A 19,653-nucleotide genomic window follows, 5' to 3' on the forward strand; every position below is an offset into this window, starting at 1 on the left:
GCTCCCGCCACGCCCCCCAGGCGCGGCGGGCCGCGCTGTGACACGTCAACGCGGCGCCAACATCGCCGCCGTCATGCCGAAACGCGGCCGCATCGGCACGATCGACCGGAGCGCACTCAGAACCAGATCTCGACCTGCGCGCCGTAGCTGGTGCCTGATTCCTTGCCGTCGAAAGCACTCTCGCCGGTGACCACGGCGCCACTCACGCCGCTCCACTTTGCGTGCGTGACATACAGCCGCAGCTCCGGCCGGTTCCAGAAGCCCGGCCCGGTGGCCAGCGTCGGCGCAAACGTGAACTTGGTCAGCTTCTGGGCGCTCTGCCCCTCGGGCTTGACCTGCGAGAGCCCCAGTTCACCCAGCAGCTTGAAATTCTGGGTCACCGCATAAGACATCCGGCCGCCCAGCGAGAGCAGCGTCGTCTTCCGGCTGTCTCCGGTCACGGCATCCGGCGCCTGCTGCTGCGACCACAGCGCCAGAGCCTGCCCACCGAACGGACCCTGCTGCCAGTGCAAGCTCTCGACCAGCCGCCAGGCCTTGGTGCGGCGGTCCGCCAGCAGGTCGCCGAAATTGCTGTTCAAGGCGGCGGTGCCTTGCGCGTACTGCAACCACGCGCTGTTCTCGCCGCCGAGGACCCCCTCTTGCACGTGACGCACCGACAGTGCGCCCCCCTTCGCCCCTTCCGTCGCCTTGGTGAGGGTACCGACGAGGCTGAGCTTGCCGCCTCGGTTGACAGCCCAGTCATAGAACTCGGCGTTCAAGCGGTGGCCCGCATTCACCTCGTCGCCGTCGGTCTTGTAGTAAGCCACGCCGAGCTTGCCCGGGCCGAGGCCGATCTGCTTCGCGCCCGCGCCGACGCCCTTCATCTCGGTGAAGAAGGTGTCGACGATGTGCACATCGCCGCGCCGTCCGCGCTCCTTGCCGATCCAGAAGACGGTGGTCGGCGAGATGTCCACCCCCTTGATCTCGGCAAACATCTGCTCGATGCCGAGGTCGGCGTCGCCTGAATCCGTGGCCGGGTTGTAGAAGTTGGTCATCAGCACGCCGCGAACGTCGATGCCCTCGACCTTCACGTCGTGACCCAGCGTGAATTCGCCGTAGATGTCGCACTCGTTGCCCAAGCGGTACTTCAGGCCCGGCCCCGGCAGGCCGTAGCAGGCTCGCGAGACGCCCTTCTCACTGGTGGCCCCAGGCCCGGCGCGGAAGTAGCCGCTCCAGTCCAGGGCCTGTGCCTGGGCAGCCGTGAGCAGCAGGGCTGCCATCGTGGTGGTTCTGATCATGGTCATCAGGTGTCTCCTCAAGTTGGCCGAGGTTGAGCACGTCGTGGGCGCACGCGGCCACGCGCGTTCCCTCCTGGGAACTCACGACGGAAGAAAGCGCTCGGGGAAATGGGGGCGCCGTGCCATCGGCGGGCGCCCGGTGATCAGGTCGGCGTGGGTGCCAGCATCCACTCGTGCGCCGGGTCGTTGCGGAAGACCCAATGGCGCCCCGGCCCGCCCATCACGTTCAGGTAGTACAGGTCATAGCCGTGCGGCGCGACCACCGGGTGGTAGCCCCGCGGCACCAGCACCACGTCGTGGTCTTCGACTGCCATGGCCTCGTCCAGCGTGCGGTCGTCGGTGTACACGCGTTGAAACGCAAAACCCTGGGGTGGATGAATGCGGTGGTAGTAGGTCTCTTCGAGTTGCGTCTCGGCCGGCAGTGCCTCGGTGTCGTGCTTGTGCGGCGGGTAGCTGGAAGAATGCCCCGCCGGCGTTCGCACCTCCACCACCAGCAGGTGAGCGGCTGCCGGATGAGTGTGGGGCAGGATGTCGCACACGTAGCGCGTGTTGCTGCCCTGACCGCGCACGGACCGCTTCATGCCCTCGGCGGGCAGCAGCGTCACCTCACGCGGCTGGTCATCGGCCGGCGCAGTGCACAGAGCCAGCTCGGCATCGCTGTCGGCACTGATCTTCAATGCCGTGTGCTTCGGCACATACAGCGCCACCGGCGGTGCGTCATCGAAGACGCTCTGGCGCGAGCCCAGCCCGTCAAAGCGCTGATCGCCAGCCTCCATGCTGGCGCGGCCGGCCAGCACCACCACGCACAACTCGCGGTCGCCCGTCGACAGCATCTCTTGATCGCCCGCACGCAGGCGCAGCGCCCGAAAGCCCACGTGCGTCCAGCCGGCGCTCTGCGGCGTCACCTGGACAATCTCGCGGCCATCTCGGCGCGCCTTCACGAGCAAGGGACTCATGGCGAACACCCCTCCACGATGCGCTTCAGGGTCTCGTAGCCCTTCTTCGCATAGGCGTAGCTGGGGGCGACCGCCGGGTCCTGCTCGGCTTCCACCACCAGCCAGCCCTCGTAGCCCCCCGCGTGCAGTGCGGCCAGCACCGCGCCGAAGTCGATCACGCCGTCGCCTGGCACGGTGAAGGTGCCGTTGATCACACCCCGGAGGAACGACCAACCATCATTGCGCGCCTGCGCCACCACCGCCGGCCGCACATCCTTGCAATGCACGTGGACCACCCGATGCAGGTGCCGCTTCAGCAACGGCAGCGGATCCATCGCCCCGCCGTAGTAGGCATGGCCCGTGTCGAACAGCAAGCCCACCGCCGGGCCAGTGACCGACATCAGCCGATCCACATCGTCGGGCGATTCCACATACGCCCCCATGTGGTGGTGGTAGGCCAGCGTGAGCCCGTATGTCAGCTGCAGATGCTCGGCGAAGGCGTTGAGCCGCTGGCCGTAGCGCTGCCACTGGTCTTCCGTGGTGAAGCGAGGCCGCTTGCCCAGCGGCGTGTCGATCTGGCCCTGGATCGAGCCGGCCACTTCGCCATAGACCACCACGCCGCAGCCTTGGGCCTGCAGCTTGGCCATGTGCGCCACGCAGCGTTCGATCTCGTTGTCCACCGTGCCTTCAGCCAGCTGGCCCGAATACCAGCCAGACACACAGGCCACGCCGAACTCGGCCAGCTTGGCCTTCAGCGCCTGAGGATCCTTCGGAAACTTGTTGCCGAGCTCGAAGCCTTCATAGCCGATCTCGGCGCCCTCTCGCAAAGCCGTTTCGAGCGGGGTTTCGCCGCCGAGTGCGGGCAGGTCGTCGTTGCTCCAGGAGATCGGATTGATGCCGATGCGTACGTTCCAGGGTTTGGCCATGTCGGGTGTTTCAGGGGCGTTGATGTTGCTTGGCGGCCAGATAGGCCGCACGGGCGTCGTTCACGTCGTGGCGGGTTGAAACCTCGGGCACCGCCACCTCCCACCAGCAGCCGCCTTCCGCGGTGGTTCGCTCGGCGGTGGTGTCGATGACGATGACCTGGGTGCGTGTCGCCGCGCGCGCGGCGGCCATGGCGGCCTTGAGTTCGTCGAGGCTGGCTGCGTGCACCGCGTCAGCCCCCATCGACCGCGCGTGGGCGGCAAAGTCGATGCGCGGCACCTCGCCGCCTTCGGGCACGCAGTCGTCGAGCAGGTTGTTGAAGCGGGCGCCGCCGGTCGCGCGCTGCAAGCGGTGAATGCAGCCGAAGCCGCGGTTGTCCAGCACCACGACGATCAGCTTGCGGCCCAGCATCACCGAGGTCGCGATCTCCGAGTTCATCATCATGTAGGAGCCATCGCCCACCATCACGATGACCTCTTGATCGGGGCAGGCCATCTTCACGCCCAGCCCTCCGGCGATTTCGTAGCCCATGCACGAATAGCCGTACTCGACGTGATACCCGCCAGGCGAAGCCACGCGCCAGAGCTTGTGCAGCTCGGCAGGCAAGGTGCCGGCGGCACACACGACGATGTCACCACGCGGTGAATCGGCTGCCGAATCCCGCACCGCCCCGATCACTTCAGCGTCGTAGGGCAGCGCGTCTGCGGGAACGGCGGTGGTGAGTTCAGTGACACGTTCGCGCCAGCCATCACTCAGCATCACCGCCCGCTGGCTCCAGCCGGGGTCGGATCGCCAGCCCTCGACCAGCGGCTGCATCTGTCCAAGCGCCACGCGCGCGTCGGCGACCAACGGCGTGCCGTGCCACTTCTGTGCATCCAGCGCCTGCACATTCAGGCCCAGCACCTGGGCCTGCCCGAACAAGGACCGCGACCCGGTGCTGAAGTCCTGCAGCCGCGTGCCGATCGCCAGCACCACGTCGGCCTCGCGCGCCAGTGCGTTGGCAGCAGGCGAACCAGTGACACCGAGAGCGCCGGCATACAGCGGGTGATCCCAGGCCAGCGAGCCCTTGCCCGCCTGCGTCTCAACCACCGGCACCCGGTGCGCCTCGGCAAAGCGTTGCAGCAATGAATCGGCCTGCGCGTAGAGAACACCACCACCTGCCACGATCAGCGGCCGCCTGGCACCGCGCAGCATCGCGGCGGCCCGCGCCAGCTCGTGGGCATCCGGGCCTGGCCGCCGGATGTGGACCGGCGGCGGTGCGAGGAAGCTCTCAGGGCAGTCGAAGGCCATCGTCTGGACATCCTGCGGCAGGGCCAGGCAGACGGGGCCGCACAGCGCGGGGTCGGTCATCACCTGGAGGGCGCGCGGCAGCGCCGTCAGGATCTGCTCGGGCCGTGTGAGGCGATCGAAGTAGCGGACGACGGGGCGGAACGCGTCGTTCACACTGAGATCGCCCGCCTGGAAGTCTTCCAGCTGTTGCAGCACCGGGTCGGGCGCGCGCGAGGCGAACACGTCGCCGGGCAACAGCAGCACGGGCAGCCGATTCACATGGGCCAGTGCGGCAGCCGTGACCAGGTTGGTAGCGCCGGGCCCGATGGACGTGGTGACCGCCATCGCCCGGCGACGCATGCGCGCCTTGGCATAGGCGATGGCCGCATGCGCCATGCCTTGTTCGTTGTGCGCCCGATAGGTCGGCAGCACCTGACGCTCGGCATACAAGGCTTCACCCAGCCCTGCGACATTGCCATGGCCGAAGATCGACCAGACACCGCCGAAGTAGGCGTGCAACGATCCGTCTTCCTCTTCGATGCGCAGGGCGGCCAGATGCCGCACCAGCGCCTGCGCCATCGTCAAGCGCACCGTCTTCATCGTGCTTCCCCCGCATGGCCCGCGCGGCTGGCTCGCCAGGCGTCGACCAGGGAGCCGAAATTGGCCGCCACGTCGTCGATCAAGCCGGCATCGTCCAGCTGGCCCTTCAACCAACGCAGGCTCGCGTCAGCCCACAGCGTGCGGCCCACCATGAAACCCTTGACCACCGGGCTGCGCGCCTCGGCAAAGCCGCGTGCCAGCTCCGCCGCGGGCTGGTTCAGCCCCAGGATCACTGCGCCGCGACACTGCGGGTCGCGCTCGTCGATCATGGCCTGCAGCGCATCCCATGACGCTGCGGCCATCGGTGCCAGCTTCCACCACTCGGGCTTGAAGCCCAGGTTGTAGAAGCGTTTGATCGCGCGCAAGACGGCCTCGTCGGCGTTCGGCGTGTCGCGCGGGGGGATCACCTCCAACAGCAGCTCATGGCCGCTGGCCCGCGTCGCCTCCCACAGGTGGCGCAGCTGCATTTCCTGCTCGAGCCGCAGCGGTGAGGCATCGTCGGGCTGGTAGTGCAGCAGGCATTTCACGGTGTGTTCGGCCGGCCAGTGCAGCAATTGCGATGCGATCGAAGGCCCTTGGTCGAAGCGCAGCGGGCGTGAACCCGGCAGCTCGACGGGGCGGCCGACCCACCAGCCACGGCCTGTCGCGCGGTGCAGCGCATCTTCGCCATAGGTGCCATCGATCAACACGCCCAGCCGGCCATGCAGCCCGCGTTCGCTCTCGACGCGCTCGACCACTTGAACCAGACGTTGCTTGAGCTGGGGCAGCCGCGCTTCGTCGGCCCCCGCCTGACGCGCCAGATCGTAGAACTGGCTGCGGTGGTCGAACGCCATCACGCACAACTCATTCCACGGCGTGCGCGGCACGGTGGTGCGGTGCAGATGGGCCAGACGGGTATCGGCGTCAACCCGCGGCGAGCGCGCACCGCTGAACCAGTGCGTCAACTCCTGCCGCGTGGGCATGGCCGGCGCGCAGGCGTGGCGGGAGACGACGATGGCACCGCAGGCGTTGGCCCAACGCGCCGCCTGCTCGAAGCCCTCCCCCTGCAGCAGGCCGGTCAGCAGTCCGGCGGCAAAGGCATCCCCGGCGCCCAGCACGTTGAGCACCTCCACCCGCTCACCGGCCACGGTGAGCGCATCGTCGATCCGCTCGGGCACCTCGTCAGGAATGAAGCTGCAACCGGCGGCGCCACGCTTGACCACCAACGCCGCGGACGTCACACCCCGCACCAGCTTCAGCGAGGCGATCAGATCACCCGGCACGCCCCCCGCGATGAGAAACTCTTCTTCGGTGCCAATCAGCAGATCGAACTCGGGCAACAGCTTCTGCAACTGCGCGGTGACACTGGCATCGGCCACGAAGCGCTTCTCGCCCTCACCGCGACCCGTCAATCCCCACAGCACCGGGCGGTAGTCGATGTCGAGCACCCGCACCGTGCCATGCCGGCGCGCGTACCCCAGGGCGGTCAGCGAAGCCTCCCGCACCGTCGGCGTGGACAGGTGGGTGCCGGTGATCAGCAGGGCCCGGCAGTCCGCGATGAAGTCTTCGCGGATCAGCGAGGCATCGAGCGCCATGTCTGCGCAGTTCTCGCGGTAGAACAACAGCGGGAAGGTATCGCGGTCTTTCAGGCCCAGCAGCACCAGCGCGGTCAGGCGCTGGGGGTCGACCTGCACCATGCTCGTGTCGCAGCCTTCACGCTGCAATGTACGTGTCAGGAAGCGGCCCATCTGCTCGTCGCCGACGCGCGAGATCATCGCGGAGCGCAGCCCCAGGCGGGCGGCGCCGAAGGCGATGTTGGCCGAGCTGCCCCCCAGGTATTTGGCGAAGCTGCTCGCGTCCTCCAGCGAGCAGCCCACCTGCTGGGCATACAGGTCCACCGCCAGCCGGCCCAGGCAGGCCAGATCGAAGCGGCGTGGGCCGGGAAAGTTCAACGCCGACGCCATCAGATCGTCACCCCTTCGAGTTCCTGCATGAGTGTGTGCATCTCGTCTCCTCCGGCCATCATGTCCAGCACTTCGTTCTTGGCCACATCCTGCTTGGCATAGGTGCCCAGCGATTGGCCGCGGTTCAACAGCGTGAAGCTGTCGCCAATCGGGTAGGCGTGGTTCACGTTGTGGGTGATGAAGATCACCGAGATGCCGCGTTCGCGCGCCTTGTTGATCAGCTTGAGCACATTGACGCTTTGCTTCACGCCGAGCGCGGCGGTGGGTTCGTCCAGGATCAGCACCCGGGCTCCGAAGTGAATCGCCCGCGCGATCGCCAGGCATTGCTTCTCGCCGCCAGACATCGTGCCGATGATCTGGTCGGCATCGCGCACCTTGATGCCCATCTCGGCCAGACGCTCGGCGGCGGTTCGCGCGGCCAGCGCGTGGTCCATGACCGGCAGCACGCCGAACAGCTTGCGAACCGGTTCGCGGCCCATGAAGAAGTTGCGTGCCACGCTCATCATGGGCACCAGAGCCAGGTCCTGGTAGACGGTGGCGATGCCGCGATCGAGCGCCTCTCGCGGCGAGCCGAATGCAACCGGATCACCATCGACCAGGTACTGCCCCTTGTCAGGCCGATGCACGCCAGCCAGCGTCTTGATCAACGTGGACTTGCCGGCGCCGTTGTCACCGAGCAGGCAATGCACCTCGCCCTTCTTCAAGCGCAGCGTCACGCCATTGAGCGCGATGACCGGGCCGAAGAACTTGCTGATGTTCTCGAGCTGAAGAATGAAGTCGCTCACGTTCGCGGCCCTCTCAGCGTCGACCCAGCGCGACACGGCGCCGGATGTAGTTGTTGAACAGCACCGCCGCCAGCAGCATCCCGCCCAGGAACACGCGGTACCAGTTGTTGTCGATGCTGGTGTAGCCGATGCCGATCTGCACCACACCGAAGATCAGCGCGCCCAGGGAGGCCCCGATGACCGAGCCGTAGCCACCGGTCAGCAGGCAGCCCCCGATCACCGCGGCGATGATGGCTTCGAATTCTTTCTGCAGGCCACGGTCGGCCGCCGCCGAGCCGGCATCAGCCACCTGCAGCACGGCAAACAAGGTGGAGCACGCGGCCATCAGCACGAAGAGAGTGATCTTCACGCGCGCCACGGGGATGCCGCAGTTCTTGGCGGCATTGGCGTCGCCGCCCACGGCGAGCACCCAATTGCCGAAGCGGCAGCGCGCCAGCGTGATGGCCCCCAGCAACGTCAGCGCCAGCCACCAGACGATGACCTTCGGGATGCCGATGGCCAAGGCGGTGCCATCGTCGCGTGCCGCCACCCAGCCCCACGCCGCCATCTGGTTGAACAAGCCCTCGCCGACATGGCCGCTGAACAGCATGGCGAACAGTGCATCCACCTGGGCCAGCTCACGCAGCGACTGGCCTTCGTTCGCACTGAGAATCGTCTTGCCGGTCAGCATGATCGAGACCGCCAGCGACAGGCCGCGCAGGATGAAGTAGAAGGCCAGCGTGACGATGAAGCTTGGCAGGCCGGTCTTCACCACCAGGTAGCCATTGAGCGCCCCCAGCGCCATGCTGAGCGCGAAGGCGAAAGTGGCCGACGCCCACAGCGGCCAGCCCCAGTACAGCGCCGGGATGGCCAGCATCATCCCGGCGAATCCGATCATCGAGCCGATCGACAGATCAAACTCGCCGCCGATCATCAGCAGGGCCGCGCCGACGGCGATCACGCCGAGAAAGGCGGCCACGGTGGCCCAGTTCACCACGCCTTCAAGGCTGAACATGCCTGAGCCGCCGGCCGTCAGGCCAAACAACACAAAGACCAGCACGGCACCGGAGAGCGAGCCGAACTCGGGGCGCCCCAGCACCGCGCGCCAGCCGCTGACGCGGCGCATGCGCTCGTCGGGGGCCGCGGCCGCGGCGGCCACGGGAGAAGTGAGGGGAACGGCACTCATATCAGGGGGATCCGCCCGCCGGGCGGCGTCGAGTGGAGGTTGCATGGCAAGGCAGGATGTGTCGGCAGCGCCCACGCAGCATGCGCGGCGCTGCCGACCTCGTCAGCGGTACTGACCCGCGTACTTCTCGACCTTGGCGATGTTGTCTTGCATGACAAAGCCTGGCCCCGACAGGATGTGCCGCTTGCCGTAGACCGGCGCCAGGCCGTATTCGTCAAAGCGAGCCTTGGTCTTCGGGTTGTTCTTGACGGCTTCGGCCACTGCCGCGCGATCGGTGGTGTTCAGCTGCTTCATCGTGGCGAGCACCGCCACCGGGATGTAGCCTTGCAGATACGGCTGCTGGTCGATGGCGAACTTGACCGAGCCGTCCTTGATGCCTTTGGAAATCTCGTCGGACATGTCGAAGCTGGCCATGTAGACCTTGCCTTTGAGGCCGGCCTTGTCGAGTGCCTTCAGGGCGGGCGCCGCCGACGTGGGGCCGAGGGCGAGCACGGCGTCGGTCTTCGGGTGCTGGCGCAGATAGGCCGAGACCTTGGCCTCGATGCCGTTCGGATCGTCGCCCGCGTCGAGCGTCGAAGCCTTGTAGTCGGCGCCGATGATCTCGGCAAAGCCGCGGCAGCGTTCGAACGAGGCCGGGTTGGTGGCGTAGTGATTGACACACAGGAAGGTCTTCACGCCCGCGGCCTGCGCCTTGTAGCCGGCGCCCCGCCCGGCCTCGTATTCAGGCTGCCCCACGTGCATCAGCGCGCCGAGCTTTTCGCTTTGCACCGTGGTGCCCGAGTTGATGGTGATCAGCGGGATCTTCTTGTCGGTGACCTTCTTGATGGCGCCTTCGAGCACGTTGAAGTCGGCGATCGTCGTGATCACGCCGTCGTAGCCCGCCGCGGCCGCCTGCTCGATCAGGCGAGCCATGTCGGCCAGATCACCGGTGGGCGGGTTGCGGTAGTCGACCTGCACGCCGAAGTCTTCGCCAGCTTGCTTGATCGAGTTCTTGATCGTGTTCCACCACGCGTCGGAATCTGGCGCGTGGCTGATCAGCACGTAGCGTCCGGCCGCCTGGGCCGAACCGGCGGCCAGCAGCGCAGCGAGCGCCAGGGTCTTCAGCAGTGCACGCTTGGTCTCGAAGGTCATCGTCGTCTCCTGTCGTCGTGATCGTTGCGCAGGCGGCAGACAGCGCCGGCCTGTGGAACTCATTCTAGGAACGATGGAAATGAAATTTCCTTAGTACAAACGTGTGGAATTTTTTTTCTGTTTTCTATAAGATGCCGTCCACGATGAAAGACGAAGATCCCGTGGCCACCGCTGCCGATGAATTCCTCGCGCGGATGGGCGCCGAGTACGACAGCCTGTCCAAGCAGCTGAAGCTGATCGCTCGCTATGTCGAGAAACACCAAGACCAGCTCGGCCTCGAACGCATCCAGGACGTGGCCGAGCGTTGCGGTGTGCAGCCCTCGGCCGTCATCCGATTCGCCAAGCATTTCGGCTTCTCGGGCTACAGCGAGATGCAGAAGCTGTTTCGCGACGGCATCCGCCAGCAACTGGCGCCAGGCCGCAACTACCAGGCCCGCATCCGCGACGTGATCGAACACGCGCAAGGCCCGCTGGCCGCGGCCGACATCGCCCACGAGTTCATCGGCGGCAGCATCGCGGGCATGCAAGAGCTGCAGCGCGACCTGCACAGCTCGACCTTCACCGACGCGGTGAACCTGCTGGCCGAAGCACAGACCGTGTGGCTCGTGGGCTCTCGCCGCTCATTTCCGGTGGCGGCCTACCTGGCCTACGCGCTGCAGCACACCGACAAGCAGATCCAGCTGGTGCATGGGCTGGGCGCCATGCAGGACGGGCAACTGCGCGGCCTGAAGCGCGGGGATGTGCTGATCGTCACCAGCTTCGCGCCCTACGCCGAAGAGTCGCTCGACGCGACGCGCGAAGCCGCCGCGAGGGGGGCTCGCATCATCGCCATCACCGACAGCCGCATGGGGCCGCTGGCCGCCGAAGCGGCCGCCGTGCTGGTGGTGCACGAAGCATCCACCTTTGGCTTCCGCGCTCTGACCAACACCATGTGCCTGGCACAGAGCCTGTTCATCGCGCTGGCCTACCAGCTCGAACTCAAGTACCGGCCTGCCCACGAGCAGGCGGACCCGCACTGACACCCCTGGAGACACCATGAAGAACGTCGCGCTGTTCGGCGCCGGCCGCATCGGCCAGATCCATGCCCACAACCTCGCCGCACTGCCCGGCGTCAAACTCGTCGCCGTGTGCGACCCCGTGGCGGAAAACGCCAGCCGGCTCGCCCAGTCGCTGGGCGCCGCGGTGTCGACGCCGGAGGCGGTCTTCGCCGATGCCTCGATCGACGTCGTCGCCATCGCCTCGCCCACCGACACCCATAGCGACCTCATCACACGCGCCGCCGCGGCCCGCAAACACATCTTCTGCGAGAAGCCCGTGGACCTGTCGGTGCAACGCGCCGAAGCCTGCGCCCGCGCGGTGGCCGAAGCCAACATCGCCTGCATGATCGGTTTTCAACGCCGCTTCGATCCCACCTTCAGCGAGGCACAACAGCGGCTCGCGCGCGGCGAGATCGGCCGGGCCGAGATGCTGGTCGTCACCAGCCGAGACCCGGGGGCCCCGCCGGCGCAGTACCTCAAAGGCTCGGGCGGCATCTTCCGCGACATGCTGATCCACGACTTCGATGTCTTCCGATGGATTCTTGGTGCCGACGGCGACGAGGCCGTGTGGCTCAGCGCCACCGGGTCCTGCCAGGTCGACCCGGCGATCGGTGAGATCGGCGACATCGACAGCGCCGCGGTCACGCTGCGCACGCGTCAGGGCCGGCTGTGCCAGATCAACACATCCAGGCGCGCCGCCTACGGCTACGACCAGCGCTTCGAGGTGCTGGGCAGCACGGGCCTGCTCGCGTGCGGCAACCATCGGCCGACCGAGGTGCAGCAATGGGATGCCAACGGTGTGAAGAGCGACCTGCCGGAGCACTTCTTCCTGCAGCGCTACCGCGAGGCTTACCGGCTCGAACTGGCCCACTTCTTCGATCGCCTGCAATCGGGTGCCGCCTTCCGCACCACCATCGCTGATGGCGTGGCCGCGCAGAAGCTGGCCGACGCGGCGACCGCCTCGTGGCAGAGTGGCCAGGCGGTCTCGCTGTGAAACCGGTGCGCATCGGCATCGCCGGCCTCGGCCGGCTCGGACGCCGCCATGCCGAGAACCTGGCCTGGCGCATCCGTGGCGCGCACCTCGTGGGCGCCTGCAGCCCTGTCGAAGCCGAGCTGCAAGCCGCGCAGGCCGACTTCGGCATCGAGCGGTTGTACGCGAGCTTCGACGCTTTCGTGCACGACCCCGAGATCGACGCGGTGGTGCTCGTCACACCCACCGCACTGCATGCCGACCAGGTGATCGCGGCACTCGAAGCCGGCAAGCATGTGTTTGTCGAGAAGCCTCTGGCGCTGAGCGTGGCCGACTGCGAACGCGTGCAGGCGGTGGCGCAGCACCACGCCGATCGGGTGGCCATGGTGGGCTTCGTGCGCCGATTCGACCCCAGCTATGCGAATGCCATGGCAGAAGTGAAAGGCGGCCGCGTGGGCAAGCCATTCCTCGTCCGATCGCAAACCTGTGATCTCAACGACGAGAGCGGCTTCTTCGTGCGTTTCGCCGAAAGTTCTGGCGGCCTCTTCATGGACTGCAGCGTGCACGACATCGACCTCGCACGCTGGATGCTGGGTTCACCGCGCGCCATCCGCGCTTTCGCCACCGGCACCATCGCGCTGCACGAAGGGCTGGCGCAGCACGCCGACGTGGACAACGGCCTGGCCATTGTTGAATTCGAAGGCGGCGCACGCGCGGTGTTCTACGCCTCGCGCACCTTTGCGCATGGCCACGAAACCCAGACCGAGGTGATCGGGACGGCGGGCAAGCTGCTGGTGGGCCACGGCGCAGCGCGAGACCGGGTGGTGCTCAGCGACGCCCACGGCGTTCGGCATCGCGCGGTGGCCGATTTCTTCGAGCGCTTCAGCGAGGCCTTCGAACGCGAGTTGCAGGCCTTCGTGGCCGCGTGTGCAGGCGGCCCGTCCGTCCCCTTGACGCTGGCCGATGCGACCGAGGCCACTCGCATCGGCGCGGCGATCACCCGTTCGCTGCGCAGCGGATGGCCCGAGGCCGTTTAAGCGCGCACCCAGGGCCCGCCGCTCACCAGCGCGTGGGCGGCGGCGTGCCGTGGCCGGTCCAGCGCTCCACCACGGTGGCGAGCAGCGCGGCACTGATCGGCTTGGTGACGAAGTCGTCCATCCCCGCATCGATGCAGCGTTGCCGGTCGCCTGCCAGCGCATCCGCCGTCACCGCCACGATCGGCGTGTACATCCCTCGCAGCGCTTCGTCTTCACGGATGCGGCGGGTGGCCTCGTAGCCGTCCATCGCCGGCATGTGCAAGTCCATCAGGATGAGGTCGAAGCGTCCGTTCTCTGCCGCCACGCAGGCGGCCGCGCCATTGCCCACGATCTCGACGGTGCAGCCCAGCTTGGCGAGCATGTTCTCGACCACCAGTTGATTCACCGCGTCGTCCTCCGCCAGCAGCACCCGCGCCCGGATGGCCTTGGTGCCCGAGAACGCCGACGTGGTCGTCGAAACCTGGGCCTCGTTCACCCCTTCTTTCACCGGCGCGGCCGCCAGCGGCAACACCAGGTCGAACCAGAAGGTGGAACCTTCACCGGGCCGGCTGGCCACACCCACCTGGCCGTTCATCAGCTCCACCAGGTGCTTCACGATCGCCAGGCCCAGGCCCGAGCCACCGTAGCGGCGGGTGCTGGAGTTGTCGGCCTGGGTGAACGACTCGAACACGAGGTCGATCTGGTCCTCGGCGATGCCGATACCCGAGTCACGCACCGCAAAGCGCAGGCCCACACCGTCAGGGCCGTCTGGCCGCCGGCTCACTTCCAGCGACACACTGCCCCGCTCGGTGAACTTCACCGCGTTGTGCAGCAGGTTCACCAGCAACTGCCGAAGCCGGATCGGGTCGCATTCGACATGCTGGGGAATGTCGGCGGGCACGAGGCAGCTCAGCTTGATGGGCTTGTCGCGGGCTGCCACACGCATCAGATCGACCGCTTCATGAGCCAACGCGCGCACATCCACGCTCGTCGGGTGCAGCACCAGCTTGCGCGCCTCGATGCGAGACAGATCCAGCACATCGTCGATCAACGCCAGCAGCACCATCGCCGATCGGTGCGCCGTCTTGGCATAACGCTGCTGGTCTGCTGACAGACCCGAGCCGAGCAGCAGCTCGGTCGTGCCGAGAATGCCGTTCATCGGCGTGCGGATCTCGTGGCTCACCACCGCCAGGAACTGCGACTTGGCCTGGCTGGCCTGCTCCGCCTGGCGCCGCGCCAGATCGAGCTCGACCGTCTGCACCTCCAGCGTTCGCGTCTCGTGCTCGAGCCGTTCGACCAGGTTGCGCGCGGCATGCACCGCCGTGCGCAGCCTGTCGCGCAGGCGCTCAATGACCAGGCCAGTGACGGCCAGGTAGGCCCCCATCAGGTACATCGTGGCCACGATGGCCAGCCGGTCGTTCCACTCGGCCACCACGGCGCCTTGAGCCAGCATGACGACCGAATAGCCAGCGTAAGCGGCACAGATGACGTGGTTGAAGTACAGCGCGCGGCGAAAGCCGAAGCCCACCTGATCGGCCACGCGCACGAGCAGAAAGTAGGCGAAGAACAGGTTCGTCTGCTCGAAGTAGTAGAGGTGCGGCAGCCACACCAGCACATCCAGATGGAACAGCAGGTGGCTGAGGTCGAGCTGGCCGATGCGCTGGTAGCCCCATCGCAGCAACGCCCAGGACATGGCCGCATACGACAGGCTGCCGACGATCAGGCCGATCGCCGGCAGCAGCGGCAGCAATGAAGGGTGGTGCAGGTGTTGCACCACCGTCATCAAAGCGATGATGACGAAGCCCACGGCACGGACGGCCGGAATCTGCACGGTGTAAAGCCGGCGCGCGTTCTCGGCCTTGCGTGCTCCCAGCATCGCTTCATCGAGCGTGAAGCTGGACTCGAAGGGGGGCGTCTCTCCGGGCGGATCCACGTCGACTCGGCAGTGGGGTTATTGGCCCATGGTACGACGAACCGCCCGAAGTCTGCAGATTGTCACTTCCAGTCTGGCGAAGTGACGATCGTCGCCCGGAGCCTCAGCGGTCGACGCGCCCAGGCAGGGTGAGCTTGCCCGATGCCACCTTGAAGACATCGACGACACACAGCAAAGGCTGGTGCATGCTGGCGTGAACACGCAGCGCGGCGGTGACGGCATCGAACGACGCCGCCTGCACGAGCCCGATGTCGTCGAACGGCACCTGCACCTCCAGCGACGGGCCGTCAAACCTCGGTGCCCAGCCGGGGCTGTCGATCAGCAGCGGCAGGCCGGGCCAGGTCTTGGGCAACTTCGGTGTGGTGCCGGGCGGAATGTCGACCACCTTGAGAGCCCCGGGGCCGCAGGCATCATCAGGCTGCAGCACCACCCAGTGCGAATGCCATGCCCCCAGCGGCGCAGGGAACAAGGGCGTGTCGTCGAAATCAGGATGCGAGGTGACCGCCAGCGCCAGCGTGCCGCTGCGGGGCTCAAAGCCCACCGCGGCAGGATCGATGGTGGTGGGCCACACATACGAGTGCACCGTGCTGCCCGCGAGTTGCCCGGTCGCCGCCGGTTTGATGGCACCCGCCTGCCCTGCCACGTGCATGTGGAAGATGGCGACGCGGCCCTTGGTGGTGATGCGGGCATGCAAGATGTCGTGCGCCGGCTTGACGGCCGCACTGCCGGCGCTCTGGATGCCGTCGGCGGGGTGATCGTGCGCATGGACGAGCGAGGCGGCAGCCAGCGCCACCGCGAGCAGGCCGGCGCGGGCCGCGCGCGAACGGTGGTGTGACGAGTGGTGTCGCGACTGGTGTGGCGAAAGGCGGAAGTGGTTCATGGTGGTCGATGTCGAGAGTGGCTTTGAACGTGCTGTCAGCACCCCGCCAGTCTGGAATCGGCCCTTTCCAGGAACGCCACAGTTCGTCGCTGTGTCGTACCCGATCGTCCACGCCGCGGGCCGCGGCGTCTACAGGCGTCTCAATGCAGCAGCCGATCGCGGGCGTGCCTCATCCCAGCGGTCGCGCGCCTGCATCCACCAGTAGGTGGCCTGCGTGGCCAGCCGCCCGAGCGGCCCGCCCGCCCAGCGCAGCGGAAACGCCTGGTAGCGCCGCCACTCATCGTCGCCTTCGGTGATGGCCCGGGCCAGCAGCAAGGCACCGCCTGCGGTTTGCCCAACCCCGTGGCCGCCATAGGCAGAAGACATCCACAGGCCCGGCTCCAACTGGCCGATGAATGGCATCTTGTGAACGGCGTAGCCCATGATGCCCGGCCAGGCGAACGCGATCTTCACGCCGCCGTGCTCACGCAACTGAGGAAAGACCGCCAGGATGTGCTCGCGCATCAGATGGCGCAGACGGCGAGGCTCGCGCGTGTCGGTGGTGATGCGCCCCCCCCAGAGCAGGCGGTCTCCATCCACCACCCGGAAGTAGTCGCATGCGCGGCGGGTGTCGGTGATGGCACCGGGCCAGCGCACGCACTCGGCCAACCGGGGGCCCAGCGGCTCAGTGACCGCCACATAGGTGGCCACCGGCAACACCGAACGTGCCAGGGGCCCATGCAGCGCGCCGAGGTCGGCGTTGCCGGCCAGCACCAGCTCGGCCGCTTCGACGCTGCCCTTGGCGGTGCGGGCCACCCAGGCCGCGCCATGCCGCTCGATCGACCGCACGGCACTTCCCTCGAAGATCTGGCCGTTGCGGCGGGTGATGTCCGCCGCCAGCGCCAGCGCGAAGTTCAAGGGGTGGATCTGGAACGCCTCAGGGTCGTGCACTGCCTGGTGGTAGCGCGAGGTCGTCATCTGCGCCTGCACCTGGGCCACGCTCCAGGGCTCGAACGATGCCCCCAGTTGCTGCGCCAGCGCCCGCACTTCGTCATCGAAACCGGGGCCCTGCGCGGTGCGGCAGCAAGTGAGCTGCCCGCGGCCCATCAAGATGTCCGGCCGTTGCAGCTCATCGATCGCCTGCTGCACCAGTTGCACGCCCGCCCGGCTGTGCTCGAACAGGCGCCGCGCCGCGTCGGCGCCCAGTTGCCGGATGAGCGCGGCCGAGTCTTCCGCAAAGCCCGGGCTGACGAAGCCGCCATTGCGCCCGGAGGCTCCCCAGCCGACGCGCTGGCGCTCCAGCAGCGCCACGCGCCGCCCCTTCGAGACCAGCAACCGCGCCAGATGCAGGCCCGCGAAGCCACCGCCCACGATGGCCACATCGGCACGGAGCTTCCCCTTGAGCACGGGCCAGCCCTCGGTGTGGGTGCGCGTGGCGGCGTACCAACTGGCGGGGTAGTGGGCGATGAGCTCGGGCGTCGACATACCCCAATTTTCCGGCCCACACCACCGAATTTTTCTCATCAGATGACCAGCGGACACCCGAGCCCGCCTGGGCGGCGCCCTTCCCAGCCCAGCCGGGCCCGGCAGCAGGCCCGCGGGGCACATGGCGTGCCCGACCGGGCGCCTTGCCGGGCCGGTTAGCCCGGTGTGCGGCCTGTTCTTTCGCAGACCACACCCGCGTGCGCCGGCGCAGACTGCCGCCAGGCCACGCCGGTCGTCTCTGGCGCCCTTCGTCTTCTTTCGCCGCGCCCCCACCGATTCCACCCATGACCCTCTGGCACAAACTTCTGAAACTCGGGCGTCAGCACCCACGCGCGGCCGGCGTCGCGGGCACGGTGTTGTTGGCCCTGGCGGGCTTGGCATGGCTGTGGCAACACGCCGCGCTCGACACCCGAACACGCAAAGACGCGGCGGCGCTGGCCTTCGAGCAAGACCCCGACGCTTGGCTGGGCCAGCCCAGGCCGGTGTCCGATTTCGCCCAGGCGGCCCACACTGGCCAGTTGAAGTCGGTGGGCATCGCCAACGGCAAGACGGGCCTGGTGCTGTACACCCTGGCAAGCGGAGACAAGGCCAGCACGGTGGTGCCGGGCTGCTCCGCGCTCGGCTGCGCCGGCACCGTGCTGGACGGGATCGGCGAGCGCAGCGTCGCCGCCGGTTTCACGCTGGTGGGCATCGATGTGGACGGCCGCAGCACCAGCCAGCGCACGCTGGGCGCCGTCGAATCCGCCACCCCGCCGCTGTTGTTGATGCTGGTGATCGGCGGTGGATTGCTGCTGCTGACCCGCCTGCAGACGCAGGCCGGCCAGCACGCCAGCACGTTGGCGACGCGACCGCAGACACAGTTCGCCGACGCCATCGGCAACGACGAGGCCAAAGCCGCCCTGAACCGGGTGAAGGCTTTCCTGCACGATCCCGCCCAGTACGCCAAGCTCGGCGCTGCGGCACCGCGAGGTGTGCTGCTGGTGGGCCCGCCCGGCACTGGCAAGACCTTGCTCGCCAAGGCGCTGGCTGGTGAAAGCCGCGCGCATTTCATCGCTGTGGATGGCTCGTACTTCACGGCCACCTATTACGGCGCTGGCGTGGCCAAGGTGAGGTCACTGTTCAAGCTGGCCCGCCAGCATGCGCCGTGCGTGCTGTTCATCGACGAGGTCGACGGCATTGGCAAGCGCGCCACCGGCGGCCCGGGCGGCGGCGCCGAGTCCGAAATGAACCGCATCATCAACCGGGTGCTGGTGGAGATGGATGGCTTCGATGCGATGGACAACGTGGTCGTGGTCGCCGCGACCAACCATGAAGAGAACATCGACGAGGCCCTGAGACGCCCCGGGCGCTTCGACATGCTGGTGCGCCTCAACAAGCCGACGCTGCCCGAGCGTCAGGCCCTGTTCGAGCTGTATCTGAGCAAGGTGAAGCATGACGGGCATGCCGATTGCGCCACCCTGGCGCGCATCGCCTCGGGCCTGTCGCCCGCGGAGATCGCCAACGTGGTCAACAAGGCGGCCTCCAACGCCGCCGAACAAGGCGCCGACAGCGTCACGCCCGACCACCTGGTTCGCGCGGTGGAGACGCATCTGCTGGGCGGCGAGGTGTCGCCGATGAAGGAGTTGCTCACCGAAGCCACCCGCCACCGCCTGGCCTACCATGAAGCCGGCCACGCTCTGGTGGGCCACTGGACCCACGCGGGGCGCATCGAACGCGTGACGATCGAACCGCGCGGCCCGGGGCTGGGGGTGACCTACATGACCCGCGACACCGAGGACCCGCTCTATGCCCAGGGTGAGTTGGTCAGCCGCCTGGCGATGATGCTGGCCGGCCGGGAAGCCGAGCTGATGGTGCTGGGCAGTGTGTCCAGCGGGGCCTCCGACGATTTGAAGCGCGCTTCCGAGCTGGCCATCCAGATGGTCGGCCAACTGGGCTTTTCCAACGCCTTCGGGTTGCTGAGCGTCGCGGGCATCCCCAAAGAGCTGCTGGGCCCCGATGTGCAGGCCAAGGTGCTCGACGAAGCCCGGCTTCTGCTGGAGCAGGCGCAAGCCACCTGCCGCGATGTGCTGACCACGCAACGGCGGCGCCTCGATGCACTGGCCCAACAGCTGTTGTGCACCGACGTGCTGTCGGGCGAACCGTTGAAGGCGCTGTTGGATGGGGCCACCGCGGCGGAGATCGATGCCGTGGCGCAGACCGACGCAGCGGCGCATGCCGATACAGCGGCGGCCCTCGCGGCGTAGCGCGCGTCGACCTTTCTTGGGCCGCCATGACAGCGCGGTGAAGCGCGGTGAAGCGCGGTGAGGCGCGGGCCGTTACACCAG

General features: G+C 67.5%; 15 protein-coding genes. 4 read left to right on the top strand and 11 right to left on the bottom strand.

Going from position 1 to position 19,653, the window contains the following annotated elements; genetic code table 11:
• Positions 1-116: 116 nt before the first annotated feature.
• The 8 genes from AACH06_RS19780 to AACH06_RS19815 form a co-directional block, all read right to left on the bottom strand.
• Entirely contained in the window at positions 117-1,283 is a 1,167-nt protein-coding gene (locus AACH06_RS19780) for a maltoporin (RefSeq protein WP_341427492.1), read from the bottom strand.
• Between the two features lie 137 nt (positions 1,284-1,420).
• Positions 1,421-2,233 (bottom strand): 5-deoxy-glucuronate isomerase, encoded by an 813-nt coding sequence (gene iolB / locus AACH06_RS19785; RefSeq protein ID WP_341427493.1) that lies wholly within the window; start codon positions 2,231-2,233, stop codon positions 1,421-1,423.
• The gene (iolE, locus tag AACH06_RS19790) at positions 2,230-3,138 is read right to left on the bottom strand and encodes a myo-inosose-2 dehydratase (protein ID WP_341427494.1); all 909 of its coding nucleotides are present in this window, start codon (positions 3,136-3,138) and stop codon (positions 2,230-2,232) included. Before iolE ends, iolB begins: the two co-directional genes overlap by 4 nt.
• A gap of 10 nt (positions 3,139-3,148) precedes the next feature.
• Positions 3,149-5,005: a 3D-(3,5/4)-trihydroxycyclohexane-1,2-dione acylhydrolase (decyclizing) gene (iolD, locus tag AACH06_RS19795; RefSeq protein WP_341427495.1), complete on the bottom strand. Its 1,857-nt coding sequence runs from the start codon at positions 5,003-5,005 to the stop codon at positions 3,149-3,151.
• A complete protein-coding gene (locus tag AACH06_RS19800; RefSeq protein WP_341427496.1) occupies positions 5,002-6,948 on the bottom strand; it encodes a bifunctional 5-dehydro-2-deoxygluconokinase/5-dehydro-2-deoxyphosphogluconate aldolase in 1,947 nt (648 codons plus the stop codon). Before AACH06_RS19800 ends, iolD begins: the two co-directional genes overlap by 4 nt.
• Positions 6,948-7,733, bottom strand: coding sequence for an ATP-binding cassette domain-containing protein (locus tag AACH06_RS19805; RefSeq protein WP_341427497.1), 786 nt, complete (start codon positions 7,731-7,733; stop codon positions 6,948-6,950). The genes AACH06_RS19800 and AACH06_RS19805 overlap by 1 nt, the downstream gene beginning before the upstream one ends.
• 13 nt (positions 7,734-7,746) lie before the next feature.
• A complete protein-coding gene (locus AACH06_RS19810; RefSeq protein ID WP_341427498.1) occupies positions 7,747-8,898 on the bottom strand; it encodes an ABC transporter permease in 1,152 nt (383 codons plus the stop codon).
• 102 nt (positions 8,899-9,000) lie between these two features.
• On the bottom strand, positions 9,001-10,029 hold the full coding sequence (locus tag AACH06_RS19815) for a sugar ABC transporter substrate-binding protein (protein ID WP_341427499.1): 1,029 nt from the start codon (positions 10,027-10,029) through the stop codon (positions 9,001-9,003).
• Between the two features lie 143 nt (positions 10,030-10,172).
• Here AACH06_RS19815 and AACH06_RS19820 point away from each other — a divergent pair, with 143 nt between their 5' ends.
• Genes AACH06_RS19820 through AACH06_RS19830 form a run of 3 tightly spaced genes read left to right on the top strand, consistent with a single transcriptional unit; the run spans position 10,173 to position 13,073 of the window.
• Positions 10,173-11,048: a MurR/RpiR family transcriptional regulator gene (locus AACH06_RS19820; protein WP_341427500.1), complete on the top strand. Its 876-nt coding sequence runs from the start codon at positions 10,173-10,175 to the stop codon at positions 11,046-11,048.
• A gap of 16 nt (positions 11,049-11,064) precedes the next feature.
• Positions 11,065-12,060 (top strand): inositol 2-dehydrogenase, encoded by a 996-nt coding sequence (gene iolG, locus AACH06_RS19825; RefSeq protein WP_341427501.1) that lies wholly within the window; start codon positions 11,065-11,067, stop codon positions 12,058-12,060.
• Positions 12,061-12,065: 5 nt separating this feature from the next.
• A complete protein-coding gene (locus tag AACH06_RS19830; RefSeq protein ID WP_341427627.1) occupies positions 12,066-13,073 on the top strand; it encodes a Gfo/Idh/MocA family oxidoreductase in 1,008 nt (335 codons plus the stop codon).
• A gap of 22 nt (positions 13,074-13,095) precedes the next feature.
• Here AACH06_RS19830 and AACH06_RS19835 read toward each other — a convergent pair whose 3' ends face one another.
• The 3 genes from AACH06_RS19835 to AACH06_RS19845 form a co-directional block, all read right to left on the bottom strand.
• Positions 13,096-14,985 (bottom strand): ATP-binding protein, encoded by a 1,890-nt coding sequence (locus AACH06_RS19835; protein WP_341427502.1) that lies wholly within the window; start codon positions 14,983-14,985, stop codon positions 13,096-13,098.
• A gap of 103 nt (positions 14,986-15,088) precedes the next feature.
• Positions 15,089-15,865, bottom strand: coding sequence for a hypothetical protein (locus AACH06_RS19840; RefSeq protein ID WP_341427503.1), 777 nt, complete (start codon positions 15,863-15,865; stop codon positions 15,089-15,091).
• Between the two features lie 129 nt (positions 15,866-15,994).
• Positions 15,995-17,329 (bottom strand): NAD(P)/FAD-dependent oxidoreductase, encoded by a 1,335-nt coding sequence (locus tag AACH06_RS19845; RefSeq protein ID WP_341427504.1) that lies wholly within the window; start codon positions 17,327-17,329, stop codon positions 15,995-15,997.
• Between the two features lie 284 nt (positions 17,330-17,613).
• On the opposite strand from AACH06_RS19845, the gene AACH06_RS19850 reads away from it, so the two are divergent.
• Positions 17,614-19,572, top strand: coding sequence for an AAA family ATPase (locus AACH06_RS19850; protein WP_341427505.1), 1,959 nt, complete (start codon positions 17,614-17,616; stop codon positions 19,570-19,572).
• The last annotated feature ends 81 nt before the right edge of the window (positions 19,573-19,653 follow it).

Origin of the sequence: Ideonella lacteola (genome assembly GCF_038066555.1) — a bacterium.
Taxonomy (GTDB): Bacteria; Pseudomonadota; Gammaproteobacteria; order Burkholderiales; family Burkholderiaceae_C; genus Ideonella; species Ideonella lacteola.

Bases quoted from the DNA above. Each gene is read 5' to 3' on its own strand.
- AACH06_RS19780 (WP_341427492.1), bottom strand. From the start codon at position 1,283: ATGACCATGATCAGAACCACCACGATGGCAGCCCTGCTGCTCACGGCT.
- iolB (WP_341427493.1), bottom strand. From the start codon at position 2,233: ATGAGTCCCTTGCTCGTGAAGGCGCGCCGAGATGGCCGCGAGATTGTC.
- iolE (WP_341427494.1), bottom strand. From the start codon at position 3,138: ATGGCCAAACCCTGGAACGTACGCATCGGCATCAATCCGATCTCCTGG.
- iolD (WP_341427495.1), bottom strand. From the start codon at position 5,005: ATGAAGACGGTGCGCTTGACGATGGCGCAGGCGCTGGTGCGGCATCTG.
- AACH06_RS19800 (WP_341427496.1), bottom strand. From the start codon at position 6,948: ATGGCGTCGGCGTTGAACTTTCCCGGCCCACGCCGCTTCGATCTGGCC.
- AACH06_RS19810 (WP_341427498.1), bottom strand. From the start codon at position 8,898: ATGAGTGCCGTTCCCCTCACTTCTCCCGTGGCCGCCGCGGCCGCGGCC.
- AACH06_RS19815 (WP_341427499.1), bottom strand. From the start codon at position 10,029: ATGACCTTCGAGACCAAGCGTGCACTGCTGAAGACCCTGGCGCTCGCT.
- AACH06_RS19820 (WP_341427500.1), top strand. From the start codon at position 10,173: ATGAAAGACGAAGATCCCGTGGCCACCGCTGCCGATGAATTCCTCGCG.
- iolG (WP_341427501.1), top strand. From the start codon at position 11,065: ATGAAGAACGTCGCGCTGTTCGGCGCCGGCCGCATCGGCCAGATCCAT.
- AACH06_RS19840 (WP_341427503.1), bottom strand. From the start codon at position 15,865: ATGAACCACTTCCGCCTTTCGCCACACCAGTCGCGACACCACTCGTCA.
- AACH06_RS19845 (WP_341427504.1), bottom strand. From the start codon at position 17,329: ATGTCGACGCCCGAGCTCATCGCCCACTACCCCGCCAGTTGGTACGCC.
- AACH06_RS19850 (WP_341427505.1), top strand. From the start codon at position 17,614: ATGACCCTCTGGCACAAACTTCTGAAACTCGGGCGTCAGCACCCACGC.